Source organism: Ciceribacter sp. T2.26MG-112.2, assembly GCF_900492205.1.
In the GTDB taxonomy this organism is placed as follows: domain Bacteria; phylum Pseudomonadota; class Alphaproteobacteria; order Rhizobiales; family Rhizobiaceae; genus Allorhizobium; species Allorhizobium naphthalenivorans_A.
In genome coordinates, this window is sequence record NZ_UEYQ01000003.1 from 238,814 (window position 1) to 263,592 (window position 24,779).

Annotated in this window: 23 protein-coding genes; 12 read left to right on the top strand and 11 right to left on the bottom strand. The window is 62.8% G+C overall.

Going from position 1 to position 24,779, the window contains the following annotated elements:
• Positions 1-2: 2 nt before the first annotated feature.
• Both DYZ14_RS06860 and DYZ14_RS06865 read right to left on the bottom strand, forming a co-directional pair.
• Positions 3-908 carry an MBL fold metallo-hydrolase gene (locus DYZ14_RS06860; RefSeq protein WP_232365452.1) on the bottom strand — a complete coding sequence of 302 codons (906 nt, stop codon included), beginning with the start codon at positions 906-908 and terminating at the stop codon, positions 3-5.
• A gap of 154 nt (positions 909-1,062) precedes the next feature.
• Positions 1,063-2,298 (bottom strand): MFS transporter, encoded by a 1,236-nt coding sequence (locus DYZ14_RS06865; protein WP_154720008.1) that lies wholly within the window; start codon positions 2,296-2,298, stop codon positions 1,063-1,065.
• Positions 2,299-2,557: 259 nt separating this feature from the next.
• Here DYZ14_RS06865 and aspS point away from each other — a divergent pair, with 259 nt between their 5' ends.
• On the top strand, positions 2,558-4,348 hold the full coding sequence (gene aspS / locus DYZ14_RS06870; RefSeq protein WP_154720009.1) for an aspartate--tRNA ligase: 1,791 nt from the start codon (positions 2,558-2,560) through the stop codon (positions 4,346-4,348).
• Between the two features lie 95 nt (positions 4,349-4,443).
• Here the strand turns inward: aspS and DYZ14_RS06875 are convergent, their stop codons facing one another.
• The 3 genes from DYZ14_RS06875 to DYZ14_RS06885 form a co-directional block, all read right to left on the bottom strand.
• Positions 4,444-5,472: a lysophospholipid acyltransferase family protein gene (locus DYZ14_RS06875; RefSeq protein ID WP_154720010.1), complete on the bottom strand. Its 1,029-nt coding sequence runs from the start codon at positions 5,470-5,472 to the stop codon at positions 4,444-4,446.
• Positions 5,469-6,893, bottom strand: a complete 1,425-nt coding sequence (locus tag DYZ14_RS06880) for a cytochrome P450 (RefSeq protein WP_154720011.1) — start codon at positions 6,891-6,893, stop codon at positions 5,469-5,471. Before DYZ14_RS06880 ends, DYZ14_RS06875 begins: the two co-directional genes overlap by 4 nt.
• 158 nt (positions 6,894-7,051) lie before the next feature.
• Positions 7,052-8,248 (bottom strand): hypothetical protein, encoded by a 1,197-nt coding sequence (locus tag DYZ14_RS06885; RefSeq protein WP_154720012.1) that lies wholly within the window; start codon positions 8,246-8,248, stop codon positions 7,052-7,054.
• Between the two features lie 209 nt (positions 8,249-8,457).
• Between DYZ14_RS06885 and parC the strand changes: the two genes are divergently transcribed.
• A complete protein-coding gene (gene parC, locus DYZ14_RS06890; RefSeq protein ID WP_154720013.1) occupies positions 8,458-10,734 on the top strand; it encodes a DNA topoisomerase IV subunit A in 2,277 nt (758 codons plus the stop codon).
• A gap of 11 nt (positions 10,735-10,745) precedes the next feature.
• Here the strand turns inward: parC and DYZ14_RS06895 are convergent, their stop codons facing one another.
• Positions 10,746-11,135, bottom strand: coding sequence for a type II toxin-antitoxin system death-on-curing family toxin (locus DYZ14_RS06895; protein WP_154720014.1), 390 nt, complete (start codon positions 11,133-11,135; stop codon positions 10,746-10,748).
• Positions 11,132-11,353 carry an AbrB/MazE/SpoVT family DNA-binding domain-containing protein gene (locus DYZ14_RS06900; RefSeq protein WP_154720015.1) on the bottom strand — a complete coding sequence of 74 codons (222 nt, stop codon included), beginning with the start codon at positions 11,351-11,353 and terminating at the stop codon, positions 11,132-11,134. The genes DYZ14_RS06895 and DYZ14_RS06900 overlap by 4 nt, the downstream gene beginning before the upstream one ends.
• Positions 11,354-11,517: 164 nt before the next feature.
• Between DYZ14_RS06900 and DYZ14_RS06905 the strand changes: the two genes are divergently transcribed.
• On the top strand, positions 11,518-12,618 hold the full coding sequence (locus DYZ14_RS06905) for an Acg family FMN-binding oxidoreductase (RefSeq protein WP_154720016.1): 1,101 nt from the start codon (positions 11,518-11,520) through the stop codon (positions 12,616-12,618).
• A gap of 44 nt (positions 12,619-12,662) precedes the next feature.
• On the opposite strand, the gene DYZ14_RS06910 is transcribed toward DYZ14_RS06905, so the two are convergent.
• The 3 genes from DYZ14_RS06910 to hemB form a co-directional block, all read right to left on the bottom strand.
• Complete coding sequence (locus tag DYZ14_RS06910) at positions 12,663-13,448, bottom strand: arginyltransferase (RefSeq protein WP_154720173.1); 786 nt, start codon at positions 13,446-13,448, stop codon at positions 12,663-12,665.
• A 146-nt stretch (positions 13,449-13,594) separates the two neighbouring features.
• Positions 13,595-14,053 carry an RDD family protein gene (locus tag DYZ14_RS06915; protein WP_154720017.1) on the bottom strand — a complete coding sequence of 153 codons (459 nt, stop codon included), beginning with the start codon at positions 14,051-14,053 and terminating at the stop codon, positions 13,595-13,597.
• 75 nt (positions 14,054-14,128) lie between these two features.
• The gene (gene hemB, locus DYZ14_RS06920) at positions 14,129-15,145 is read right to left on the bottom strand and encodes a porphobilinogen synthase (RefSeq protein ID WP_154720018.1); all 1,017 of its coding nucleotides are present in this window, start codon (positions 15,143-15,145) and stop codon (positions 14,129-14,131) included.
• Between the two features lie 132 nt (positions 15,146-15,277).
• Here hemB and DYZ14_RS06925 point away from each other — a divergent pair, with 132 nt between their 5' ends.
• From DYZ14_RS06925 to ribD, 6 genes are all read left to right on the top strand, one after another.
• Positions 15,278-15,715 carry a DUF6163 family protein gene (locus DYZ14_RS06925; protein ID WP_154720019.1) on the top strand — a complete coding sequence of 146 codons (438 nt, stop codon included), beginning with the start codon at positions 15,278-15,280 and terminating at the stop codon, positions 15,713-15,715.
• A gap of 129 nt (positions 15,716-15,844) precedes the next feature.
• Positions 15,845-16,354 carry a transcriptional regulator LdtR gene (gene ldtR / locus DYZ14_RS06930; RefSeq protein WP_115670745.1) on the top strand — a complete coding sequence of 170 codons (510 nt, stop codon included), beginning with the start codon at positions 15,845-15,847 and terminating at the stop codon, positions 16,352-16,354.
• A 382-nt stretch (positions 16,355-16,736) separates the two neighbouring features.
• Positions 16,737-18,065: a L,D-transpeptidase family protein gene (locus DYZ14_RS06935; RefSeq protein WP_154720020.1), complete on the top strand. Its 1,329-nt coding sequence runs from the start codon at positions 16,737-16,739 to the stop codon at positions 18,063-18,065.
• 230 nt (positions 18,066-18,295) lie between these two features.
• Positions 18,296-19,585, top strand: a complete 1,290-nt coding sequence (glyA, locus tag DYZ14_RS06940) for a serine hydroxymethyltransferase (RefSeq protein ID WP_154720021.1) — start codon at positions 18,296-18,298, stop codon at positions 19,583-19,585.
• A 9-nt stretch (positions 19,586-19,594) separates the two neighbouring features.
• Positions 19,595-20,071 carry a transcriptional regulator NrdR gene (nrdR, locus tag DYZ14_RS06945; RefSeq protein WP_154720022.1) on the top strand — a complete coding sequence of 159 codons (477 nt, stop codon included), beginning with the start codon at positions 19,595-19,597 and terminating at the stop codon, positions 20,069-20,071.
• Between the two features lie 3 nt (positions 20,072-20,074).
• Positions 20,075-21,193, top strand: a complete 1,119-nt coding sequence (gene ribD / locus DYZ14_RS06950) for a bifunctional diaminohydroxyphosphoribosylaminopyrimidine deaminase/5-amino-6-(5-phosphoribosylamino)uracil reductase RibD (RefSeq protein WP_154720023.1) — start codon at positions 20,075-20,077, stop codon at positions 21,191-21,193.
• 81 nt (positions 21,194-21,274) lie between these two features.
• Here ribD and DYZ14_RS06955 read toward each other — a convergent pair whose 3' ends face one another.
• Positions 21,275-22,180 (bottom strand): hypothetical protein, encoded by a 906-nt coding sequence (locus DYZ14_RS06955; RefSeq protein ID WP_154720024.1) that lies wholly within the window; start codon positions 22,178-22,180, stop codon positions 21,275-21,277.
• 339 nt (positions 22,181-22,519) lie between these two features.
• Here DYZ14_RS06955 and ribH point away from each other — a divergent pair, with 339 nt between their 5' ends.
• The 3 genes from ribH to DYZ14_RS06975 are packed head-to-tail and all read left to right on the top strand — an operon-like array spanning position 22,520 to position 24,710.
• Positions 22,520-22,978, top strand: coding sequence for a 6,7-dimethyl-8-ribityllumazine synthase (gene ribH, locus DYZ14_RS06965; protein ID WP_154720026.1), 459 nt, complete (start codon positions 22,520-22,522; stop codon positions 22,976-22,978).
• A 6-nt stretch (positions 22,979-22,984) separates the two neighbouring features.
• Complete coding sequence (gene nusB / locus DYZ14_RS06970; protein ID WP_115670753.1) at positions 22,985-23,464, top strand: transcription antitermination factor NusB; 480 nt, start codon at positions 22,985-22,987, stop codon at positions 23,462-23,464.
• A 16-nt stretch (positions 23,465-23,480) separates the two neighbouring features.
• Positions 23,481-24,710 carry an MFS transporter gene (locus DYZ14_RS06975; RefSeq protein ID WP_154720027.1) on the top strand — a complete coding sequence of 410 codons (1,230 nt, stop codon included), beginning with the start codon at positions 23,481-23,483 and terminating at the stop codon, positions 24,708-24,710.
• The last annotated feature ends 69 nt before the right edge of the window (positions 24,711-24,779 follow it).

Sequence of the window (24,779 nt, forward strand, 5' to 3'; positions counted from 1 at the left end):
GGTCAGCCTTGGTCGGCGGCATCGATGCCGCGCGCCTTGCGCACTTCCGCGATGTTGGCTCGGTGGACTTCTTCGTAGGGTTCGAAATAGATGATCCGCCCGGCGTCGATATCCTCGGCCACGAAGTCGCGCAGGGAGAGGCTGTCGAGGGCCGGGTCTTCGGCGCGATCGAGCAGCCTTTGCAGGTAGTCGCGATTGGCGTCGATCAGGCTTGGCGCATAGCCGCCGGCGGCGATCCGCTCGCGTGCGCCATGGTCCGGCAGGATGCGGCGGATCGGTAGGGTCTTCAGCCGATTGAGTTCGGCGATGTGGGTGGCGATATGCTCGGGCTCGGAGATGTAGGTGATGGTGTCCTCGAGCGTATCTCCGGCCAGAACTATGCCCTCGTCCGGCAGGAACAGCACGGTCCCATCGGCGCTGTGAATGTCGAATTGCAGAAGTTCGAACGTCCGTTCGCCGAGCGTCAGGGTCATCTGCCGGTCGAACAGCCGGTTCGGCATGACCACGGGATTGATCGGCGGCGTCTTGCGCGCGAGTGTCTTGACCTTCTCGATCAGCGCCTTTGCCGTCAGTCGGTTGGCGATGATTTCGCAATCGGCGAAGATCGCATTGCCGGCAATATGGTCGGTGTGCCAGTGGCTGAGCACGAGGCGCATGGCCGTGACGCCCAGCCCTTCGAGGTGGTCGCGCACCGCGCGGGCATGGTCGAGCGACGTATGGCTGTCGTAGACGATCGCCTCATGGCCGGCGACCAGGGCGTAAGTGGCGATGCCGAGCGAATAGGCGCCGTCGTCGAGCCAGTTCTTTGCCTCGGAGTAAAGGCGCTTTCCGACGATCCGGCCGTCGTAATAGGCATAGAGATCGGGATAGGGCTCGAGCACGGTCATCGTGGCGGCGAGGTTTGGCAAGGCGTGGCTCCTTATGGCGCGACGGCGCTGCAGGATGGAAGCGTCGGGACTATGCCATCCCGCGGCATGCGTTGACAGTTGTCAACCATGCCGTCGTCTCGAACGATCCGCGGATCCCCGGTCATCCTGGCTTTCCCACTCTCGGTGAGGGTGATCAATCGCCCTTGTCGGACGGCGGTGCGGCCAGCTTGTTGAAGAAGGTCGAGGTGCGCAGCAGGTTGCGGAAACCCATGCGGCGCTCGGAGGCCGGGACGCCCTCGCGCACCATCATGCGGCTCAGCGTATAGGCCATGAAACCGAAAAGCACGACGACCATGTAGATGAACAGCGCCTGCGGGCCGAACAGGTCGAGCATGAAGGAGGCGAACAGCGGGCCGATCACCGCACCGATCGACCAGAAGAACAGGGTGCCGGCCGAAACCAGGGCATGCTGGCCGGGCGCCGCATGGTCGTTGGCATGGGCGGAACAGAGCGAGTAGAGCGGCATGGCAAAGGCCCCGAAGGCGAAGATGCCGGCGAAATTCAGCCAGGCATTGGTCCCGGCGACAAAGGCCAGGAACAGTCCCGAAGCGAAGGCGCCGAAGGTGGCGACCAGGATGATCAGCCGTCGATCGAGCTTGTCGGAATAATGGCCGAGCGGATATTGCAGCACCACCCCGGCGAAGATTCCGACACTCATGAAGGTGGCGATTGCCGTCACCGACATGCCGATGCCGTCGGCATAGATCGGACCCAGCGAGCGGAAGCTGGAATTGGTCAGCCCGACGACGATGCAGCCGACCGTCGCCAGCGGCGACACCTTCCACAGCACGCGGATGTCGAAGCGCACGTCTTCCGGCGCTTCAGGGCTGGAGCGGTCGGTCAGCGAGATCGGTACCAGCGACAGCGTCAGCGCCATGGAGATGATGACGAACAGCTCGAAGCCGCCGATGCCGACGGCCGGGATGGCATATTGGGCCAGCGTGACGGCGCCCAGATCGACGAAGCGATAGATCGACAGGGTCCGGGCACGGGTGGAATTGGTCACCTTGGCGTTCAGCCAGCTTTCCACCACGGCGAACAGTCCGGCAAAACAGATGCCCTGGACGAGGCGCATCAGGAACCAGGCGGTCGGATCGATGAACAGCAGCATCAGGATCGAGGCGGCGGAAGCGATGGCGGCGAGCGCCGAGAAGGTGCGGATATGGCCGGTCGCCCGGATCAGCCGGGTGACATAGATGCAGCCGATGGCAAAACCGATATTGTAGCCGGTGCCGACCACGCCGATCATCGAGGTCGAAAAGCCTTCCTCAAGCGCCCGCAGCGAGATGAAGGTTCCCTGCAGGCCGTTGCCACCGATCAGGATGCCGGCGGTGGCAAGCAGGGGGATGAGCGGGCGCAGCGATGACATGAAGGCCTATTCGGGCAGGTTGAGGCGCGACTCGGAATCGCCCGGACGCCGTTCATCTTGTATCTGTGCCCGTGCAACGAAAACAGTTCACGTCGTGAATGAAGCCATCACGAAAATCGATTGACCTTGGCAATTGCCCTGCCGCACGAAAGCCTTCAGCCTTGACAAATCGGGCGCGTCATGCGCTTGTCCGCGCGATTTAAAGCCCGAGATTCCGTGCCCTTGCCGGACCCCTTCAAAGAATATGCAGGATAAAACCATGCACCGTTACCGCAGCCACACCTGTGCCGCTCTCCGCAAGTCCGATGTCGGTTCCACCGTCCGGCTTTCCGGCTGGGTCCATCGCGTCCGCGACCATGGCGGCGTGCTGTTTATCGACCTGCGCGACCATTACGGCATTACCCAGGTGGTGGCCGATCCCGACAGCCCGGCCTTCAAGCTGGCCGAAACCGTGCGCGGCGAGTGGGTGATCCGCATTGACGGCCTCGTCAAGGCCCGCACCGAGGACACGGTCAACAAGACCATGCCGACCGGCGAGATCGAACTCTACGCTCAGGAAATCGAGGTTCTCTCGGCCGCCAAGGAACTGCCGCTGCCGGTCTTCGGCGAGCCGGACTATCCGGAAGACGTGCGCCTCAAGTACCGCTTCCTCGACCTGCGCCGCGACACGCTGCACAAGAACATCGTCAAGCGCACGCAGATCATCTCCGACATGCGCCGTCGCATGGGCGATATCGGCTTTGCCGAATACACCACGCCAATCCTGACCGCTTCCTCGCCGGAAGGCGCACGCGACTTCCTCGTCCCGAGCCGCATCCACGAGGGCCAGTTCTTCGCCCTGCCGCAGGCCCCGCAGCAGTACAAGCAGCTGCTGATGGTCGCCGGTTTCGACCGCTATTTCCAGATCGCACCCTGCTTCCGTGACGAAGACCCGCGCGCCGACCGCCTGCCGGGCGAGTTCTACCAGCTTGACCTGGAAATGAGCTTCGTCACCCAGGAAGATGTCTGGGAAACCATCGAGCCGGTCATGACCCAGGTGTTCGAGCAGTTTGCCGATGGCAAGCCGGTCACCAAGCAGTGGCCGCGTATTCCCTACGATGTCGCGATCCGCAAGTACGGCTCCGACAAGCCGGACCTGCGCAACCCGATCGAGATGCAGGAAGTGACCGAGCATTTCGCCGGTTCCGGCTTCAAGGTGTTCGCCAACATGATCGCCTCCAACCCCAAGGTCGAAGTCTGGGCAATCCCGGCCAAGACCGGCGGTTCGCGCGCCTTCTGCGACCGCATGAACGCCTGGGCGCAGTCGACCGGCCAGCCGGGACTCGGCTACATCTTCTGGCGCCAGGAAGGTGCCGTGCTCGAAGGGGCCGGCCCGCTCGCCAAGAACATCGGCGAGGAGCGCACCGAAGCGATCCGCACGCAGCTTGGCCTGGATGAAGGCGACGCCTGCTTCTTCGTCGCCGGCGATCCGGCGAAATTCTACAAGTTTGCCGGCGAAGCCCGCACCCGCGCCGGCGAGGAACTGGACCTCGTCGACCGCGACCGTTTCGAACTTTGCTGGATCGTCGATTTCCCGTTCTACGAATGGAGCGAGGAAGAAAAGAAGATCGACTTCGCCCACAACCCCTTCTCGATGCCGCAGGGTGGCCTTGAAGCGCTGGAGAGCCAGGATCCGCTGTCGCTCAAGGCCTATCAGTATGATGCGGTCTGCAACGGCTTCGAAATCGCTTCCGGTTCGATTCGTAACCAGTCGCCCGAACTCATGGTCAAGGCCTTCGAGAAGGTGGGCTTGAGTCAGGCTGACGTCGAAGAGCGCTTCGGCGGCCTCTACCGCGCCTTCCAGTACGGCGCCCCGCCGCACGGCGGCTGCGCCTTCGGCATCGACCGCGTCGTCATGCTGCTCGTCGGTGCGAAGAACCTGCGCGAAATCTCGCTGTTCCCGATGAACCAGCAGGCGCAGGACTTGCTGATGAACGCGCCTTCGCCGGCGACCCCGACGCAGTTGCGCGAACTGGCGCTGCGGGTCGTGCCGCAGCCGAAGAAGGACTGATCGGTCCTTTGACCCTGTAGCCTTTCGAAACCCCGGTCGCCGACGCGATCGGGGTTTTGTCGTTATGGATCAACAGGCTGACGGCGCGCCTTGAATCACGATGGCAGGGCGTTGTCGAGGAAGTACCACTGGTCGAGATGGGTGAGCACGACCGGCTCGATCACCGCATTCAACAGCTTGATGTCTTCCACCAGCCGCTCGCCGGGCTTTGCTTCCGCCGGCAGCTTGAACGGCGGCAGTGCATAGGCGTCGAAGCGGAAGCCGTCACTCCTGCGCACATTGTACCAGGGGCAGATCGTCGCCCCGGTCATTCGCGCCAGGCGAATGGTCAGCGCGATATTGCCCTCGAGATGTGGCGCCCGGCCAAACAATGGACCGCGGATCTTGCCGGCAAAGGCCTCGTCGGCAAAGACCGAGACGACGCCGCCCTTCTTCAGCAGGCTGACCGCCGGGCGAATGCCCTGCATGCCGGGCGGAATGAAGCGAAGGCCGGTCTTGCTGCGGACCCGCTCGGCGATCCAGGCCTTGGCCCGCTCGACCGGGGGAACGTAGAACGTATAGGGCTGGACGCCGATCTGGCGCAGGATGATCGGGCCGATCTCCCAATTGCCGAGATGCATGCCGACGATGATGATCGGTCCGGCCTTGGCCGCGTCCTGGATGTATTCCGGATTGTGCAGCACCATGCGTTCCGGTTGCCGGGCGATGCGGTTGACCACCGAAAACTCGGTCATCAGCCGGCCTTGCGCCTTGCAGTTCTCTATGTAGAGCGCTTCGCGCTCGGCCTCGCTCATCTGCGGGCAGAGCCGGGCGATCGTCGCCCGCGCCCGTCTCTGCGCCACCTTGTGATAACGGGGCAGGGCGAAGAGGCCGAGGCGGGCGCCGAAATTGGAACAGACATCCATCGGCATCAGCTTCATGCCGTAGTGACCGGCAAGATGCAGCCCGTTCCAGACATTGTCGTTAAGCCAGTACTTGACGAAAGCCTTGCGAGCCTTGCCGCCCGCCATGAAGTCGGCGAAGCCCGGCGCGTCGGGCCGGCTGAACCGCCAGGCCTTGCGCTTGGCGATGTCCGGTTTAGCACTTGCCCCTGCCGACCTTGCCGGCGCGTCCTGCTCTGTCATTGGCTCGAAGCTCCCCGGCGATGCAGCGTGACCGGCAAGCCGCCCTTCGGCCGCAGCGTCAGGCGGCAATGCGGTTCCACCTTGTGGCCCTGACGAAGCCTGAGGCTGAACTTCTGCGCCAGGATGGCGAGGCACAGGATCGCCTCGGTCTCGCCGAAATGCTGTCCGGGACAGACGCGCGGCCCGCTGGCAAAGGGGATGAAGCTGTAGGGCTTCGGCCGGTTGTCGCCGAGGAAGCGCTCCGGCTTGAAGTGATGCGGCTGTTCGAACAGGCTCGGCGTGCGGTGCAGCAGCCAGGGCACGATCAGGACAAGCGAGGCGGGCGCCACGTCGATGTCGCCGATCCGATCTTTTTCCTTGGCCTGGCGGGCGAGGATCGGCACCGGCGGATAGAGCCTGAGCGTCTCGTTGATCACGGCGCGGCACCAGTCGAGTTGGGGCACGTCGTCGATCGTCGGTACGCGGTCGCCGCAGACGCGGGCGATCTCGTCATGCACTTGACGCTCCACCCAAGTCGCCTGCGACAGCAGGTACCAGGCCCAGGTGAGGGTGGCGGCCGTCGTCTCGTGGCCGGCCATGAAAATGGTGGCTGCCTCGTTGCGAAGCGCGACCATGTCGAGGTTGAGTTCCGGATTGCGCTGCTGGCGGCGGATCAAGAGATCGACCATGGAACTGTGGTCACCGCGACCGGCGAGGTGATCCTCGACCACCTTGTCGATCAGGTCATGGATGCGCTTGACGGACCGCTTGAGTGAGGGCGTGCGCAGCACGGGCAGGCCTTCGTCGAAACCGATGAAATAGCCGAGGTTTACCGAATCGATCAGCGACTGGTAGCTGGAAAAGCTGTCGGTGATGGCGTCGGCGCTCTCGCGGCCGAGCTGGTTGCCGAACACGCTGCGGGAAATGATCTCGGCGGTGAGCCCCGCCATTTCGTGCAGCACGTTGATCTCGGTGCCGTCGGGCATGGAGTTCCAGCGCTCGACCATTTCGCTCGCCGTCTTCTCCATCACCGGACCAAAGGCCGGCACGCGGTTGCGGTGGACGATGTCGTTGACCAGCGAGCGGCGTTGCTTCCAGGTTTCGCCATCCGAGATGAACAGGCCGTCGCCCAGCAGATACTCGAGCGCGCGCCGCATCTGCGGGGACTTGCGTTCGAAATTGTCGTGGCGATTGACCACGACATGGCGGATCAGATCGGGCGAGTTCACCAGAACGATCTGCCGCCCCATTATCCGGATCGAGCTGACCTTCTCCTTGAAATCGCCGACCCGCCAGACGGACAGGAAGTCGGTTCGTGCCTGCAGAAGCAGGTTGAGCGGGCGATTGGGCTTGCCGTCGTAGTAGTCGGCATGGGCCGGCTCGAAGTCGTGCCCTTCGAGCCTCTCGGAGATGTTGACGGGGCGCTGAAGCCAGCCGAGCATGATGTTTCGTTCCGCAAGTGTGGCCGTTGAGGCGGTAGATCCTTCGGGCTAGCCTTAGCGAATGCCGCGCGCCGGTCAATGTGCAAGCCCTGGATATACTGTCGCGCCCGGCCACGGAGGCCGGGAGCGGAGACTGGTTCGGGATCGCGGGAAAGCCGCTATTCGTTCGCGGTGACGGAGACGCCGAGCAGGGCGGGCACGCTCTCCGGCGCGCCCATTGCGGCACCCATGATCATCGGGAAGGGCACTTCCTTCTCCGGCTCGGCCGTGATGGTGATGTTCTGCGGATCGTCGATGAAGGCGTTGACCGCTTCGGACACCTGGTTCTGCAGTGCGCCGAGCTTGGCCTGGGCGAGCAGGATTGGCAGCATGCCCTTGACCATCTGCGCCATCTGTTCGCCGTTCGACCCCTGCTGCTTGCCTGCATAATCGAGACCGCGCTCGGTGATGCCGGCGTCTTCGAAGCTGATCTGCGCGCTCTGGAACGACATCTGCTGCATCAGGCCGAATATGGCGATGCCGGCTGCCTGCTGGGCCTGTTCGTTGTTCGCATCGGCCTGCATGGTTCGGGCGGTTTCCTGCAACTGCTTGACGAGATCCATCGTATAGCCGGTCAGCGCGAAGGACAGGGACAAGCTGCCGACATCGGCGAAGTCCAATGTATAGTCTTCAAGGTTGACCGTGCCGGATACCGGTTCCCAATTGCCACTGACGCTGATCTCGCCATTGATCGTCTGCAGGCCGAGCGCGTTGATTGCCTCCTTGCCCTCGGCGTCCTCGATGCTGGAGAGATCGGCCTTGATACCGGTGACGGTGCCTTCGAAGGAAAGCGAGCTTTCGTCTTCGGCGAGCGCGACTGAGCCGCTCGCCTTTTCAACGGCGAAAACCTGTTTGCCATCCGTCGTCACGGTGATCGGGCCGCTACTGGCCTCTTCGTACATCATCATCGAAGACAGGCCTTCGCCCGCCGTGCTGCCCGGAACGACGACGCCGGCGAGGTAGAGATCCTTGACGTTGATGCTGCTCTTCTCCTCGGTGACATTGACCTCGGGGAATTCGATGCGATCGATATGATAGGCGCCGCCGTCTGCCTCGGTCACGTCCTGCAGCGTCAGATTACCCAGCGCGATGGACTTCTCCTGCGGGCCGGTGGCGGTGAAGGTCGTGCCCTTGAGCACGACGTCATCGCCGTTGACCTCGATCGATTCGGCCTTCAGCACGCCGCTTCCGGCGGCATAGGCGGCGTTGATCTTGGCAAGCAGGTCCTGGCCGTCGAGGGCCGCGAAGGCCTGCCCGGAGAGAGCGGCGGATGCGGCGCCTGCCAACAGGAGCCCTTTGAAGCGAATTCGGGTCATGGAACGATCCTTTCATCGGAACGGGTGAAATTCGGCGCAGTATATTTGTGCCAAACCTTATATGGCCTGGCACGGAAACTTCCACTGCTTTCCTTGCGTCGCGCAGCCTTACTTTCCGGCTGCCGTGACTGTTGTCACATCCGCGGTAATCCACAGCCAGAATGCCGGGATTCCTTGCTGTTTGCGGTCATCTCGTCTAGTTGGATGCCATGGGGAAAAGTCTTATTCCGCCCGATGACGGCGGCGACCACATTCAACCGATCGATCTGAAGGCGGCGCTCGAGGAGCGTTATCTCGCCTATGCCTTGTCGACGATCATGCACCGGGCGCTGCCCGATGTGCGCGACGGGCTGAAGCCGGTGCATCGGCGCATCATCCACGCGATGAGCGAGATGGGCATCCGTCCGAACTCGGCGTTCAAGAAATGCGCCCGTATCGTCGGTGACGTCATCGGTAAGTTCCACCCGCACGGCGACCAGTCGGTCTACGACGCGCTGGTGCGGCTGGCGCAGGATTTCTCCCAGCGCTATCCGGTGGTCGACGGGCAGGGCAATTTCGGCAATATCGACGGCGACTCAGCTGCCGCCTATCGTTACACCGAAGCGCGCATGACCGATGTCGCGGCACTTCTGCTCGAAGGCATCGACCAGGACGCGGTCGACTTCCGCCCGACCTATAACGAGGAAGACGAGGAGCCGGTCGTGCTGCCGGGCGCCTTCCCGAACCTTCTGGCCAACGGTGCCTCGGGCATCGCCGTCGGCATGGCGACCTCGATCCCGCCGCACAATGTCCACGAGATCTGCGACGCGGCGCTCTACCTGATCAAGAATCCCGGCGCGACCGTCGAGGAACTGCTGGCCGATCCGGCGAATCCGCAAAGGGGCGGCATCGAGGGACCGGACCTGCCCACAGGCGGTATCGTGGTCGAAAGCCGCGAGAGCATGATCGAGACCTACCGTACCGGCCGTGGCGGTTTTCGCGTCCGCGCCCGTTGGGAAACCGAGGATCTCGGTCGCGGCGGCTACCAGATCGTCGTTACGCAGATCCCCTTCCAGGTCCAGAAGTCGCGCCTGATCGAGAAGATCGCCGAGCTTCTGATCGCCCGCCGCCTGCCGTTGCTCGAGGACGTGCGCGATGAATCGGCCGAGGATGTGCGCATCGTTCTGGTGCCGAAGAGCCGCACCGTCGATGCCACGCTGCTGATGGAATCGCTGTTCAAGCTGACCGAGCTTGAGAGCCGCATCCCGCTCAACATGAACGTGCTCAGCCAGGGCAAGGTGCCGAAGGTGATGGCGCTCAACGAGGTGCTTTCCGAGTGGCTGGCACATCGCAAGGACGTCCTCGTTCGTCGCTCGAAGTTCCGCCTGGCGGCAATCGACCGGCGGCTCGAGATCCTAGGCGGCCTGCTCATCGCCTATCTCAACCTCGACGAGGTGATCCGCATCATCCGCGAGGAGGACGAGCCGAAACCGGTCCTGATCGAGCGGTTCACGCTGACCGACAACCAGGCTGAAGCCATCCTCAACATGCGGCTCAGGAACTTGCGCAAGCTCGAAGAGTTCGAGATCCGCAAGGAGCATGAGTCCCTGTCGGCGGAAAAGGCGGAAATCGAGACGCTGCTCGCCTCCGACGACAAGCAGTGGCAAACGGTCTCCTGGGAGATCGGCGAGGTCAAGAAGAAGTATGCCAAGGCGACCGATCTCGGCCGCCGGCGCACCACCTTCTCCAATGCCCCGGTCGCTGATGTCGAGGCGATCCAGCAGGCGATGATCGAGAAGGAACCGATCACGGTCGTCATCTCGGAAAAGGGCTGGATCCGCGCCCTGAAGGGCCATATTTCCGACACCACCAGCCTGACTTTCAAGGAGGGCGACGCGCTTCGCGTGGCCTTCCCGGCACAGACCACCGACAAGATCCTGCTGGTGACGACGGGCGGCAAGGTCTACACGATGGGCGGCGACAAGCTGCCCGGCGGACGCGGCCATGGCGAACCCTTGCGCATCATGGTCGACATGGAAAACGACCAGGACGTGCTGACCGCCTTCGTCCATGATCCGAGTCGCAAGCTGCTCATTGCCTCGACCGCCGGCAACGGCTTCGTCGTTGCCGAAAACGAGATCGTCGCCAATACCCGCAAGGGCAAGCAGGTGATGAATGTCGGCATGCCGGACGAGATGAAGCTGGTCGTGCCGGTGGCGGGCGACCACGTCGCCGTGGTCGGCGAGAACCGCAAGATGCTCGTTTTCCCGCTGGCGCAGGTCCCGGAGATGGCGCGCGGCAAGGGCGTTCGCCTGCAGCGCTACAAGGATGGCGGCATTTCCGACATCAAGTGTTTCGCGATTGCCGACGGCCTGACCTGGGAAGACAGTGCCGCCCGGATGTTCACCAAGACCAAGGACGAACTGATCGAATGGCAGGGCGACCGCGCCTCGGCCGGCCGCACCGTGCCCAAGGGCTTCCCGCGCAGCGGCAAATTCTCCGGCTGATTTCGCTCGGGTCAGGAAAGCGCGACGGTGTGATCCTTCAGGAACCGCGTCGCGCCTTCCTCGTCGATCTCGCCCGCGGCCACGGAAAGGACGAAGGCGTAGAGCTCCGCGTCCGTGGCGTTGATCTCGTAGCCGTTTTCCATCAGGAAGACAGCGGCGGTCACGATCGCTATGCGCTTGTTTCCGTCAATGAAAGCATGGTTCTTGGCCAGGCCGAACAGATAGGCGGCGGCTAATTCGTTGACATCGTCACACCCGTACGCCTCCCGGTTTACGGGGCGGGCAAGGGCAGATTCGAGCGCGCCTTCGTCGCGCAGGCCGTAGGCTCCGCCGAAGCGTTCAATCTGCATCTGGTGCAGGGTCTCGACGACCGGCCGGGAAATGAAGAAGAAGCTGCTCATTCGGCGAGTTTCTTCAGGGCGGTCTTGTACTTGTCCATGAAGCGCTCGGCATGCGCGACCTGACGCGCGAAGTCGTCATCCATCGGTTTCATCAGCAAGCCATTCTGGCTTTCTGACAGCGCCAAGCTGTCCCCCGCCTTCAAGCCCAGACGGTCGAGGATTTCCTTCGGGATGATGATACCTTCGGAATTGCCGATCTTGCGAATGATGACGTTCATCGTGTTGGTCCTTGTGTTGCAACAAGGTTATAACATGGGGCGTAGGGTCGGTAAAGAACACATGGCACACGCGATGCGGGTTACTCGTCGATGCACTTGACCGCGGTCAACGCGGTGTCGTCTTGCCACTCTATGCTCGCCCGCGGATATTCAGGAGACGGCCAATGCTGACACGGCGTGGGATACTGACAGGTGGAGCGGCGATCCTGACTGCTGGCGGGGTGGGCACGGTCTTGTCGATGAGGCTGGCGAGCAGCCACTATACCGCCTATGCCGCCCAATTGCGGGAACCGCCCAAACCGCAAGCGGCGTCCCGGGATCTGATCCGCTACGCTACCCTTGCCGCCAACGGCCACAATACCCAGCCCTGGCTGTTTCGCGAGAGTGGGCAGGCCATTGCTGTCCTGCCGGACTTTTCCCGGCGCACACCGGTGGTCGATCCGGACGACCATCACCTCTATGTCAGCCTTGGCTGCGCGATAGAGAACCTGGAGATCGCCGCAAGAGCGACGGGGCGATCCGGTGAGATGGTGATCGAGGGGGAGGGCGGCGCGACCTTCACCTTCTCGCCGCAACCGGGCACGGCCGATCCGGCAACTCTTGAGCTTTTCCGCGCCATTCCCGTCCGCCAGTCGACCCGCAGTCTCTATGACGGAACTCCCGTGAGCTTCGATCATCTGCAGCGGCTTTCAGACAGCGCGACAGTCGAGGGCGTCGACATCGTTCTGCTTAACGAGCGGTCGACCGTCGATCGGGTGCGCGACCTCGTTATCGCCGGCAATGACGTTCAGATGGCCGACCCCGCCTTCATGCGGGAGTTGAAGGACTGGTTGCGCTTCAGTCCATCGGCAGCGATGGAGCGAGGCGACGGGCTCTATGCACCGGCGAGCGGCAACCCGCCCTTGCCCGAATGGTTGGGGCCGATCGCCTTCGATCTGGCGTTCAAGCCCAAAAGCGAAGCCGACAAATATGCGCGTCACATGAATAGCTCGGCCGGCGTCGCCGTGTTCGCTGCGCGGGACGAAGGGCCGGCCGGATGGATCGCCGTCGGGCGTGCGTGCCAGCGGTTCTGCCTGACTGCCACCGCGCTGGGCGTAAAGACCGCCTTCGTCAACCAGCCTGTCGAAGTGCCTGAACTGCGCAATGAAATGGCCGCATTGGCGGGTCTTGGATCGCGAAGGACGGATGTCGTCCTGCGCTTCGGCCATGCGCCGGAAATGCCCTATTCTCCGCGCCGACCGGTAGACGCGGTACTCGTGGCGTGACGTAGGGACGTAATTCCGCCGGTGCGGGTCATACCCCCATCGCCTCATTCCTGGTCGGCACCACCATCGTCATCGCCATCGTTCGGCTGGTATCTTTCCCATCCCTGATTGGTCAAATGTTCCTGCGGCTGGAAGCGGGTCTTGTAATCCATCTTGTGCGAGCCCTTCACCCAGTAGCCGAGATAGACATGAGGCAGGCCGAGCGCCTTGGCGCGCTTGACATGGTCGAGCACCATCATCGTGCCGAGCGAGCGCTTGACCATGGCCGGATTGAAGAAGGAGTAGACCATTGACAGGCCGTCGCTCATCAGGTCGGACAGCGCCACGGCAACCAGTTCACCCTTCGGCTGCAGGTTCAGGCCGTCGCCGGGGCTACGAAGCCTGTATTCAATGAGCCGCGTCTGGACATGAGTGTCCTCGACCATGATGGCATAGTCGAGCGCTGACATGTCCGACATGCCGCCTTGTTGATGACGATGATCGAGGTAGGTGCGAAACAGCGAGAATTGCTCGGTCGAGGGCTGGGCGGGAAAAACCGTCGAGACGATGTCGCGATTCTCCGACTGAACGCGCCGAAGGGAGCGTGTCGGTTCAAACTCGTCCACCAGGACGCGGACCGAGACGCAGGCGCGACAGCCCTCGCAGGCGGGCCGGTAGGCGATGTTCTGCGAGCGGCGGAAACCTCCCTGCGTCAGCAGGTCGTTCATTTCCGTGGCGCGCGGCCCGACCAGATGGGTGAAGACTTTCCGCTCCATCTCGCCCGGCAGGTAAGGACACGGCGCCGGCGCCGTGAGGTAGAATTGCGGGGAAGGGGAAGCCTGTGTGTTCATCGTCCGCCGGTCGGAAGCCTTCGCCATCGAATATATATCAGCATGGCGCAAGATTGGAAAACGTCAACTGTCTGTCACGAACCATGACGCCGACAGGCGCCGGCCGCTGGCCACCCAATTGCGGATGGCACGGCCGGCAGCCGATCTCAGGCTGTCCGCATGGTGGCGGTCCCAAGCAGCAGATCGTGCACCAGGCGCGACCGCTCGGTGAACAGACCGGCGAGCAGGATGAGCGGCGTCAGGACCGAGTTGAGGATCCAGAACAGCGCCAAGTGGGCGAGCGCCAGGACGAAATCGATCCGTCGGCCGTCGAGGCGCACCATGGCAATACCCATGGCCTTCATGCCGGGCGTCGCCTGCGACGGGCCGGAAAGCGACATGCCGAAATAAAGGCCCGCAACGATGAAGAACAGGATCGGATAGAGCAGGAAGCCGAGGCCGAGCGTCAGCACGCCGACGAAGAAGACGAGAACCGCGGCTGGAATCCACAGCGCGGCGACGATCAGGTAGTCGATGAGGAAGGCAAAGACGCGGCGCGACAGCACGCCGCTATAGGCGCGCCAGTCGTCCGGTGCAGCATAGATCGGATTCGGATCGAGGGTCATCGTCGGCTCCCGCTGGTGTTTCGAGCTATGGATATGGGGAGATAACGAGGAAATACAATCCGAAGGGCGCGATCCTCAGCCCTTGGCAGCCAGATATTTCGCCACGTCGACGGCGAAATAGGTCAGGATGCCATCGCAGCCGGCGCGCTTGAAGCACAGCAGGGTCTCGAGCATGGCGCGTTCGCCATCGATCCAGCCATTGGCCTCAGCCGCCTTGATCTGCGCATATTCGCCCGACACCTGATAGGCAAAGACCGGCAGGCCAAAGGCTTCCTTCATCCGCCAACAGATGTCGAGATAGGGCAGGCCGGGCTTGACCATCAGCATGTCGGCGCCTTCCTCGACATCGAGGGCCGCGTCGCGCAGTGCCTCCGTGCCGTTGGCCGGGTCGATATAGTAGCTCTTCTTGTCACCCTTCAGCAGTCCGCCGGTCGAGATCGCCTCGCGATAGGGGCCGTAATAGCAGGAGGCGAACTTGGTGGCGTAGGACATGATGCCGACCGACTGGTGGCCGGCGGCGTCCAGCCCGCGGCGGATTGCGCCGATGCGGCCGTCCATCATGTCGGAAGGTGCGATGATGTCGGAACCGGCATCGGCTTGCAGCACCGCGGCGCGAACGATCTGTTCGACGGTTTCGTCATTGACGATCTCGTTGCCGCGCAGGATGCCGTCATGGCCGTGGCTGGTGAACGGGTCGAGCGCCACGTCGGTGATGACGCCGATATTCGGCACGGCCTTCTTGATCGCGGCGGTCGCGCGGTTGATCAGGTTGTTCGCTTCGAGGATCTGCGAGCCGGTCTCGTCCCGCAGGTCCATCTCGACATTGGGGAAGGTGGCAAGGGCAGGGATTCCGAGGTCAGCCGCTTCCTTTGCCGCTTCGACGGCCTTGTCGATCGTCATGCGGTTGACGCCCGGCATGGCGGCGATCGGCTCGACGATACCTTCTCCGGGGATGATGAAGATCGGCCAGATCAGGTCATCGACGGTCAGACGGTTTTCCTGAACGAGACGGCGGGTCCAATCGGCCTTGCGGTTGCGGCGCATCCGGCGGTGACCCGTGATGTCGTCGACCAGAAGTGTCTTGTCCTGCATGGCGAAGTCCTCGTCCTTGTCTCATGATTAGCGCGTGGATAGCACTTACGGCAGGGATTGCCAAAACGGAAGACGACGCTTGGTCGCGGCTACGGCTGGCGGCGACCGGTGCCTTCGGCATATCCTCGCGCAATGGAACCTGATTCTCACAACGCACCCAAGCGCAGCCTGACGGAACTCCTCTTTGTGGTGTTCCTGCGCATGGTCGCGGTCGCCTGCCTTTGGTTCGCGCTGCAATACTGGGCCATGCTGGTGGGCTATTCGCTCGGCGGCCGGGCGCGCTTCGACCTGCTCGACCTGCCCTGGAAGGTCGCGGGCAGCAGCCTGGCGGTGATCTTCCCGGTGGCTGCGCTCGGGCTGTGGATGGCGGTGTCCTGGGGGCCGGTGATCTGGGCGCTCGGCGCCGGCGCGCAGGTCCTGATGTACTGGCTGTGGTCCGACATATTCGGCTACAACCGGCTGGCGATCACCATGCACGTGCTTGTCGCCACCGTCTATCTGGTGTTCCGCCTCGCGCTCTGGCTCGAAATGCGCCACAAGGGCGAGGAGATAAGGGTTGATTTACCCTGATGCCACGAGGTCATTCGGTAAGCCTCTGTTAAGCCTGCGTTTTAAATAGAATTTTATGCGCATTGGATATGGTCCTCACTAAGGCGGGAGAAAACAACAGCCGCCACCCAAACAGTGAGGCAGACCGACATGAACACCAAGATGAAGCCGCAGCCGGCAACGCTCGATCCCCAGGAAGACGCGATCCGGAATCTCTATCTCGAATCCCTGCATCTCGTTGAACGTCTCCACCGCCGTCTTCTCGACGTCATCAAGGACGAGTTCGAACGCCAGGGTCGCAACGACGTCAACGCCGTCCAGGCCCTCCTGCTCTTCAATATCGGCAATTCCGAACTGACCGCCGGTGAACTGCGCTCGCGCGGCTACTATCTCGGCTCGAACGTCTCCTACAACGTCAAGAAGCTCGTCGACCTCGGCTTCATCAACCACCAGCGCTCGCGCATCGACCGCCGCTCGGTCCGCATCAGCCTGACCGAGAGCGGCCAGGAAGTGGCCGAGACGGTCGCCAAGCTCTACGAGCGCCACATCGGTTCGATCCAGAAGGTCGGCGGCATCGGTTCCGACGAGTTCACCCAGATGAACAAGCTTCTGCAGCGTCTCGACCGCTTCTGGAACGACAGCATCATGTACCGTCTCTGATCCACAAGAGAACAGGACCTGCTGTATTTCCTCCAGTCATGCGGCAGCACGAGACGGCGCCAGGCGGCAGCGATGCCCGCCATGGCGCCTGCTCGCGTTTCGGCCAGGTCCCAAGGGTGCCGGATCGCGCCCGAACCGTGCCGCATCGATGGCGGAAATCCGGATCCGTAGCCATGCCGATGACGTGTTCGTGAAACCCAGCCGGTTTGCCGAGCCACGAATTGGCCATATTGATATGGGACCGGCCTTGCATGCAAAAGCTGCAATCCGTCGTGGCTGAAAGTCGCTGTTTGTCGCGGTGACGGGCGTTCTTCGTCCATTTGTTAACCATGTCTCCGTATGGGATGGTGTGGATCGTTCAATTTGGAAAACGGTAGGAAAAATGTCGAAAAAGTCTGGAATCGTAGCCCTGTCGCGCCGTGCACTGCTCACCGGCGCCGCAGCAGCCGGTGCTGCCGCCATCGCCGGTCAGGCAGCCGCCCAGACGGCCATCGATGAACTGATCACGGCCCCGCGGCGCGGCAACTGGGACGATCAGTTCGATGCCAAGGCATCGCGTACCACCGCTGCGGTCACCTCCAACACACCGATGCTCAGCGCCAATAATTTCATCTACATGCAGCAGGCGATCACCGAGTATCAGACGATCGTGGCGAACGGCGGCTGGCCGCAGGTCAATCCGTCGGTCAAGCTGAAGATCGGCGCGGTCGACCCCTCGGTGCAGCAGTTGCGCCAGCGCCTGATGATATCCGGCGACCTGCCGCGCTCGGCGGGCATGTCCAACTCGTTCGATTCCTACGTCGACGGCGCCGTCAAGCGGTTCCAGGCCCGTCACGGGCTTCCGCAGGACGGCGTGCTCGGCGAGTTCACGCTGAAGGCGCTCAACGTTCCTGCCGACACGCGGTTGATGCAGCTCAACGTCAACCAGCAGCGCCTTCAGGAGATGATGAACAAGCAGCTGGAGCGACGCTATGTCGTCGTCAACATCCCGGCTGCCTATGTCGAGGCCGTCGAGGACGACCGGGTGGCCCTGCGCAATACGGCCATCGTCGGCTCGATCACCCGTCCTTCTCCGACACTCGATTCGAAGATCCACGAGGTCATCCTGAACCCTTACTGGACCGCCCCGCGCTCGATCGTCCAGAAGGACATCATGCCGCTGATGCGCAAGGATCCGACCTATCTTTCCCGCAACGCCATCCGTCTGATCGACGGCAACGGCAACGAGGTTGCGCCGGAGACGATCGATTGGCATGCGGAAAAGGCGCCGAACCTGATGTTCCGTCAGGACCCGGGCAAGATCAACGCCATGTCGTCAACCAAGTTGAACTTCCACAACACGCATGCCGTCTACATGCATGACACGCCGCAACAGGGCCTGTTCAACAAGCTGATGCGCTTCGAGTCTTCGGGCTGCGTGCGCGTTCAGAACGTGCGCGATCTCGTGGTCTGGCTGCTGAAGAACACGCCCGGTTGGAGCCGCCAGGAGATCGAGCGTGTGATCGCCACCCGCGTCAATACGCCGATCGCGCTGACCGACGAGGTGGGCGTGCACTGGGTCTATATTTCCGCATGGTCGGCCAAGGACAATATCGTTCAGTTCCGCGACGACATCTATGCCATCGACGGCAATGCGCAGCTTGCCCTTCAGGCCAATATCGGCGTTGAAACCTCGGCCGGCTCGGTCGAAGACGACATCTTGCCGCAATAAATGCGGCGAGGGCCATGTTGGGCAGCTAGGGTAGAATAAGAGGCGGCGGTCCTGCGGATCGTCGCCTTTCTATTGCGCCGTGCGTGTTCTACCTCCTCTCGCGCATACGCCGCAACACCGCGCGTTCCGTGCGCCTGCGCTGTTTGATGCGCAAATGTCGCGTCCCGTATTGCCCTTGCCGAAACGGAGCGCTAAGACCCCTTGGCATCAACCGTCAGGAGCCCGCAGTCATGTCGAACACCGATGCTTTCTTTTCCCGTACGCTTGCCGACACCGATCCCGAGATCTTCGGCGCGATCGAGAAGGAACTGGGTCGTCAACGCCACGAGATCGAACTGATCGCCTCGGAAAACATCGTGTCCCGCGCCGTACTTGAGGCGCAGGGTTCGATCATGACGAACAAGTATGCCGAAGGCTATCCGGGCAAGCGCTATTACGGCGGCTGCCAGTTCGTCGACATCGCCGAGGAACTGGCGATCGAGCGCGCCAAGAAGCTCTTCGGCGTCAACTTCGCCAACGTCCAGCCCAATTCCGGCTCGCAGATGAACCAGGCCGTGTTCCTGGCGCTCCTTCAGCCGGGCGATACATTCATGGGCCTCGACCTCAACTCCGGGGGGCACCTGACCCACGGTTCGCCGGTCAATATGTCCGGCAAGTGGTTCAATGTCGTGTCCTACGGCGTGCGCGAAGGTGACAACCTGCTCGACATGGATGCCGTGGCCGAGAGCGCCCGCAAGCACAAGCCCAAGCTGATCATCGCCGGCGGCACCGCTTATTCCCGCATCTGGGACTGGAAGCGTTTCCGCGAGATCGCCGATGAAGTCGGCGCCTGGCTCATGGTCGACATGGCCCACATCGCCGGCCTGGTTGCCGGCAACCAGCATCCGTCGCCGTTCCCACACTGCCACGTCGCCACCACCACGACCCACAAGTCGCTGCGCGGTCCGCGCGGCGGAATGATCCTCACCAATGACGAGGATCTGGCGAAGAAGTTCAACTCGGCCGTCTTCCCCGGTCTCCAGGGCGGCCCGCTGATGCACGTCATCGCCGCAAAGGCCGTGGCCTTCGGCGAGGCGCTGAAGCCGGAATTCCAGGATTACGCCGCCCAGATCGTCAAGAACGCCAAGGCGCTGTCCGAGACGCTGGTCGCCGGCGGCCTCGACATCGTGTCGGGCGGCACCGACAACCACCTGATGCTGGTTGACCTGCGCAAGAAGAACGCGACCGGCAAGCGTGCCGAAGCCGCCCTCGGTCGCGCCTACGTCACCTGCAACAAGAACGGCATCCCGTTCGACCCGGAAAAGCCCTTCGTCACCTCCGGCGTCCGTCTCGGCACGCCGGCCGGCACCACCCGCGGCTTCAAGGAAGCCGAGTTCCGCGAGATCGGCAACCTGATCGTCGAGGTTCTCGACGGCCTGAAGGCTGCCAATTCCGACGAGGGCAATGCTGCCGTGGAAGCATCGGTGCGTGAGAAGGTCGTAGCCCTGACGGGCCGCTTCCCGATGTACCCTTACATGTAAGGAAAGCGCATGCGCTGCCCGTTCTGCGGTTCGGAAGATACCCAGGTCAAGGATTCCCGTCCGGCGGAGGATAACACCTCCATCCGCCGGCGGCGCATCTGTCCCGACTGCGGTGGCCGCTTCACGACGTTCGAACGGGTCCAGCTGCGCGAGTTGATGGTGGTCAAGAAGACGGGCCGCAAGGTCCTCTTCGACCGCAACAAGCTGGTGCGGTCCTTCCAGATCGCGCTCAGGAAGCGTCCTGTCGACAACGAGCGCATCGAACGCGCCGTCTCCGGTATCGTCCGCCGTCTGGAAAGCTCGGGCGAGACGGAAATATCTTCGGAAGAGATCGGTCTCCAGGTGCTGGAAGCCTTGAAGAGCCTCGACGATGTCGGCTTCGTCCGCTACGCCTCGGTCTATCGCGACTTCTCCCATGCCGAGGACTTCGAGAACGTCATCGCCGAGATCAACGCCAAGATCTCGCGCGACAGCGGCGTGGAGTGATCCATGTCCGGAGCGGCGGATGATGCACGCTTCATGGCTGAAGCGATTGAGCTCTCCTTGCGCCATCTCGGCCAAACCTCGACCAATCCTTCTGTCGGTTGCCTGATCGTCAAGGACGGCGCAATCGTCGGCCGGGGCGTCACCGCCAAGGGCGGCAGGCCGCATGCCGAAACCGAGGCGCTGGCGGATGCCGGCGAAAAGGCGAGGGGGGCGACCGCCTATGTCACCCTCGAACCCTGTTCCCATCACGGCAAGACCCCGCCCTGCGCCAATGCGCTGGTGCAGGCCGGCATTGCCCGTGTCGTCGTGGCCGTCACCGATCCCGATCCGCGCGTGTCGGGCCGGGGTCTGCGGATCTTGCAGGATGGTGGGATCACGGTATCGAGCGGCGTTCTGGAGGCCGAGGCCAGAAGGGCGCTTGCGGGCTACCTCACCCGTCAGACGAAGGGCCGGCCCCATGTGATTCTGAAACTTGCCGTTTCGACGGATGGCATGATCGGCCGGAAGGGCGACGGGCAGGTCGCGATCACCGGTCCGCTGGCCCGTCACCAGGTCCAGCTTCTGCGGGCGAGGACCGATGCGATCCTTGTCGGCATCGGCACGGCTCTGGCCGATGATCCCGAGTTGACGGTTCGACTGGAAGGGCTCGAGGACCGCTCACCGGTCCGCATCGTGCTCGATCGTGATCTCGTCCTGCCGCTCGATTCCAAGCTCGTGCGGACGGCGCGAACGGTTCCGCTGATCGTCGTCTGCGGCGCTGTAAGTGGCGACGGTCTTGACGGTGAAAGAAACGGACAGGCGACCGACGCTCTGGTGTCGCAGCGAGCCGCGCTCGAGGCCTGCGGTGTGGAGATTGTCGGCGCATCCTCGGTCGATGACTTGTTGTTCGCCCTCGCCAGCCGCGGGATTTCCTCCCTTATGGTCGAAGGCGGTGCGCGCGTCGCCAGGGATTTCCTCGCCGCCGATCTGGTCGACGAGATCCAGCTATATCAGGGCGCGACCAAGGTGGGTGCCGATGGCATCTCTTCACCGCTGACGGCGCAGACAGTGCCGGCGCGGTTTCGTCTGTTGCGCTCGAGCCACTTTGGACCGGATCGTCTGGACGTTTTCGAGCGAGCTTGACGGCTACACCAAGTACGCTCCAAACAAAAGAGCCCGGCCGCAGAAGCGGCCGGGCTTGGTATTTCATTCCTGCAGATGCAATCAGATGACAGCGACGAGGTCTTCTTCTTCGTCGCGCTGACGTCCGCCCAGCGCTGCCGCCACCGAGGCGATGAAGGCGCCGATCATCAGCGAGACCGCGCCGGCAAGCGCAATGGCGGTCGCCGCCTGCTTGGCTGCATCGGCTGCTTCCTGAGCTTCCGTCTTCGCTGCCTCGATATTGGCGAGCGTCTGATCGACGCGGGCCTTGGCATCGGCTTCCGAAAGTCCGGTGCGAGAAGCGACGACACGGTCCAGATAGGCACGATCATCGGCCGGCATTTCGCCACGCACGGTGCCGTTGATCAGGATGCGGGAGACTTCGGCCGTCACGCGCTCGTCGCTCTGGACGGCAGGCGGCGTGGCCGGATTGGCCGGGCGCAGGATCGCATCCGCGAAATAGTCGACCGAGAAGCCCGAACCTTCATCCGAGACGTTCGCGGCAGCGGCGATACCCGCTGTGCCGGCGGCACCTGCCGCCGTTGCCGTGGCGCCGGCGACGGTTCCAGCGGCGGAACTGATGACCGAACCGAGAAGACCGGCCACCAGCAGGGTCGAAAGTGCCCAGGACAGGAAGCCATGGGCGGTATCGCGGAAGAAAACCTCATCCGTGTGGACGCCGACCCATTTGGTGCGAAGCCTGCCGGTCATGTAGCCACCAAAGGCGGCCGAAAGCCACTGCACCAGCACCAGCCAGACAGCGGTGGTCCAGCCGATTGCTTCCAGCGATACGCTCTCTCCCGCCCAGGGTGATACCATGGTCAAGCCGAGGCCGGAGCCGATGAGTGTCAGAATGAGAGTGATGGCGGAAGCGGCAAGCGCACCGGCGATGATCGACTTGAGCGACACCGCTGACGCCGAAGATTCAATCGGCATCAGGGTGGGAGAGGGGCTGACGGGAATTGACATGCTGCCTCCTAGCGCCAGAACAGCATGATCAGAATGATGAGCGGGATCGGAACCCCAAGAAACCAAAGCAGAATACCGCGACCCATGATATACCTCCTGTCGGACGTGCCGATCTCGATGTTGTTTCCCGACCGCGTGATCACGCGGTGGTCATCGCTAGAACACCGCATCGCCATTTTTGTTCCTTTGCACGCCCGGCGCGGCCTCGCCGATTTTGGCGGATCGAACGGCGCTGGCGCCGACCGAGCGGAAAAACACTTGCCAAGCCCCGTGCGCCGTGGTTTGACCGCCGTCTGTCCGACATTGCGCGGACTTCTCCTCAAAACCGGGGTCCAGGTCATGTCCAAGAAGAAATCTGCACCGCATCTCCTGATCGTTGAAGCGCGCTTCTATGACGACATGGCGGATGCCTTGTTGGATGGCGCCAAGGCGGCACTCGACGAAGCGGGCGCGACCTATGACATCGTCACCGTCCCGGGCGCCCTGGAAATCCCCCCTGCGATCTCGATGGCGCTCGACGCCGCCGATGAGGAGGGTGTCGCCTATGACGGTTTCGTCGCGCTCGGCATGGTCATTCGCGGCGAGACCTATCACTTCGAGATCGTCTCGAACGAATCCTCGCGGGCATTGATGGATCTGGCCGTGTCCGAATCGCTGGCCATCGGCAATGGGATCCTGACGGTCGAGAATGAAGAACAGGCCTGGGCGCGTGCGCGCCGGTCGGACAACGACAAGGGCGGATTCGCCGCCCGCGCTGCGCTGACGATGATCGCGCTGAAGAAGAAACTGGGTAACTGAACGAATATGTCGACGGAAGACAAACAGCCGGTGAAGACCGCCAACCAGCGTGGCGCAGCCCGCCTTGCGGCCGTGCAGGCGCTGTATCAGATGGATATCGGCGGAACCGGCGTGCTGGAAGTGGTCAGCGAATACGAAACCCACCGCCTGGGACAGGAAGTCGATGGCGACACCTATCTCAAGGCGGATGCCTCATGGTTCCGTTCTATCGTCGCCGGCGTGGTGCGCGATCAGAAGGCTATCGATCCGATGATCGCCAAGGCCTTGCAGGACGACTGGGCACTGTCGCGCATCGACAGCACCGTGCGCGCCATCCTGCGTGCCGGCACCTTCGAGCTGCTCGAACGCAAGGACGTGCCCGTCCCGGTGATCGTCACCGAATATGTCGAGATCGCCCGGGCATTCTTCGAGGACGAGGAGCCGAAGCTCGTCAACGCCGTGCTCGATCGGATCGCCAAGCAGGTCCGCGGCATCACCAAGAAGTAAATCCGGGAAACACGCTATGTCCGCTCACGAGGCTCAAGGGTTGGACGATCAACTGCGCACGGCCAAGCGCAATGTGTCCCTCCTCACGGTTGCCCAGGCCATTCTCGGATCCGCGGCCCCCTTGAGTTTTTCGGTCGGCGGTCTGGCCGGCTTCCAGTTGCTCGGCGCCGACAAGTCTCTGGCGACGGCGCCTCTGACTGGTTTCAACGTCGGCGTGGCGCTCGGCGCCATCGTCGTTGCTGCCGCCTCCCGCTTTCTTGGTCGGCGCGAGAGCTTCATGGTTGGAGCGCTGATGGGCGCGATCGGCGGCGCGGTTGCGGCCCTTGCGCTTTTCCGTTCCGAATTCTGGCTGTTTGCCTTCGGCCTCCTGCTGATCGGTCTGTCCGGCGGCTTCACCCAGAAGATCCGCTTCGCCGCGGCCGATGCCTCGCCCAGCTTCTACAAGGGCAAGGCGATTTCCTGGATTCTCGCTGGCGGCATCGTATCAGCCATCGTCGGCCCGCAGCTGGCGATCTGGCTGAAGGACTGGATGGAGCCGGTGACGTTCGCCGGCGCCTTCATGGGTCTCGTGCCGCTGATGCTGCTCGCCATCGGCGTCCTGTTCTTCCTCAAGCTGCCGGACACTTCGTCGAAGACGGGGACCGATGGCGAGCCTGCGCGTCCGCTGCGCGAAATCGTCATGACGCAGCGCTTCGCCACCGGCATGATCTGCGGCATCAGTTCGTACGCCCTGATGACCTTCATGATGACCGGCGCGCCCCTTGCCATGGTGGTCGGTTGCGGCTTCTCGTCCGATCTTGCCACCCTCGGCATCCAGTGGCACGTCATTGCCATGTTCGCGCCGAGCTTCTTCACCGGCATGCTGATCTCGCGCTTCGGCACGGAAAAGGTCGTTGCTGCCGGCCTTCTCATCCTCATGAGCTGTGCCGTCATTGCCCATATGGGCGTCGAATTGTGGAACTTCTGGCTGGCGCTCGTCCTGCTCGGCATCGGCTGGAACTTCGGCTTCATCGGCGCGACAGCGATCGTCGCCTCCAGCTATCGGCCGCACGAGGCAGACAAGGTCCAGGGTTTCCACGACATCGTGCTGTTCGGCACCGTGGCGCTTTCCTCCTTCTCCTCGGGCAAGATTTTTTCCGCCTTCGGCTGGTCCTTCATGAACCTCGTCATCTGGCCCGTGACCATCGTCTGCCTGATCCTCGTGGTCCTGCAGATGCGTGCCGCTGCCCGCAAGGACCAAGCCTGATCCCTCGTCCCTGCGACGCCACCGGGGCTTGACGTTAGGGAATCCGCAACGCAATCTCGCGCCAAGTCC

Coding starts and splice junctions, on each gene's coding strand:
- DYZ14_RS06910 (WP_154720173.1), bottom strand. CDS start 13,448: ATGAACACACAGGCTTCCCCTTCCCCGCAATTCTACCTCACGGCGCCG.
- DYZ14_RS06895 (WP_154720014.1), bottom strand. CDS start 11,135: ATGAGCAGCTTCTTCTTCATTTCCCGGCCGGTCGTCGAGACCCTGCAC.
- ldtR (WP_115670745.1), top strand. CDS start 15,845: ATGAACACCAAGATGAAGCCGCAGCCGGCAACGCTCGATCCCCAGGAA.
- glyA (WP_154720021.1), top strand. CDS start 18,296: ATGTCGAACACCGATGCTTTCTTTTCCCGTACGCTTGCCGACACCGAT.
- DYZ14_RS06925 (WP_154720019.1), top strand. CDS start 15,278: ATGGAACCTGATTCTCACAACGCACCCAAGCGCAGCCTGACGGAACTC.
- DYZ14_RS06905 (WP_154720016.1), top strand. CDS start 11,518: ATGCTGACACGGCGTGGGATACTGACAGGTGGAGCGGCGATCCTGACT.
- ribH (WP_154720026.1), top strand. CDS start 22,520: ATGTCCAAGAAGAAATCTGCACCGCATCTCCTGATCGTTGAAGCGCGC.
- DYZ14_RS06865 (WP_154720008.1), bottom strand. CDS start 2,298: ATGTCATCGCTGCGCCCGCTCATCCCCCTGCTTGCCACCGCCGGCATC.
- DYZ14_RS06875 (WP_154720010.1), bottom strand. CDS start 5,472: ATGACAGAGCAGGACGCGCCGGCAAGGTCGGCAGGGGCAAGTGCTAAA.
- parC (WP_154720013.1), top strand. CDS start 8,458: ATGGGGAAAAGTCTTATTCCGCCCGATGACGGCGGCGACCACATTCAA.
- hemB (WP_154720018.1), bottom strand. CDS start 15,145: ATGCAGGACAAGACACTTCTGGTCGACGACATCACGGGTCACCGCCGG.
- DYZ14_RS06975 (WP_154720027.1), top strand. CDS start 23,481: ATGTCCGCTCACGAGGCTCAAGGGTTGGACGATCAACTGCGCACGGCC.
- DYZ14_RS06955 (WP_154720024.1), bottom strand. CDS start 22,180: ATGTCAATTCCCGTCAGCCCCTCTCCCACCCTGATGCCGATTGAATCT.
- aspS (WP_154720009.1), top strand. CDS start 2,558: ATGCACCGTTACCGCAGCCACACCTGTGCCGCTCTCCGCAAGTCCGAT.
- nusB (WP_115670753.1), top strand. CDS start 22,985: ATGTCGACGGAAGACAAACAGCCGGTGAAGACCGCCAACCAGCGTGGC.
- DYZ14_RS06915 (WP_154720017.1), bottom strand. CDS start 14,053: ATGACCCTCGATCCGAATCCGATCTATGCTGCACCGGACGACTGGCGC.
- nrdR (WP_154720022.1), top strand. CDS start 19,595: ATGCGCTGCCCGTTCTGCGGTTCGGAAGATACCCAGGTCAAGGATTCC.
- ribD (WP_154720023.1), top strand. CDS start 20,075: ATGTCCGGAGCGGCGGATGATGCACGCTTCATGGCTGAAGCGATTGAG.
- DYZ14_RS06885 (WP_154720012.1), bottom strand. CDS start 8,248: ATGACCCGAATTCGCTTCAAAGGGCTCCTGTTGGCAGGCGCCGCATCC.
- DYZ14_RS06900 (WP_154720015.1), bottom strand. CDS start 11,353: ATGAACGTCATCATTCGCAAGATCGGCAATTCCGAAGGTATCATCATC.
- DYZ14_RS06880 (WP_154720011.1), bottom strand. CDS start 6,893: ATGCTCGGCTGGCTTCAGCGCCCCGTCAACATCTCCGAGAGGCTCGAA.
- DYZ14_RS06935 (WP_154720020.1), top strand. CDS start 16,737: ATGTCGAAAAAGTCTGGAATCGTAGCCCTGTCGCGCCGTGCACTGCTC.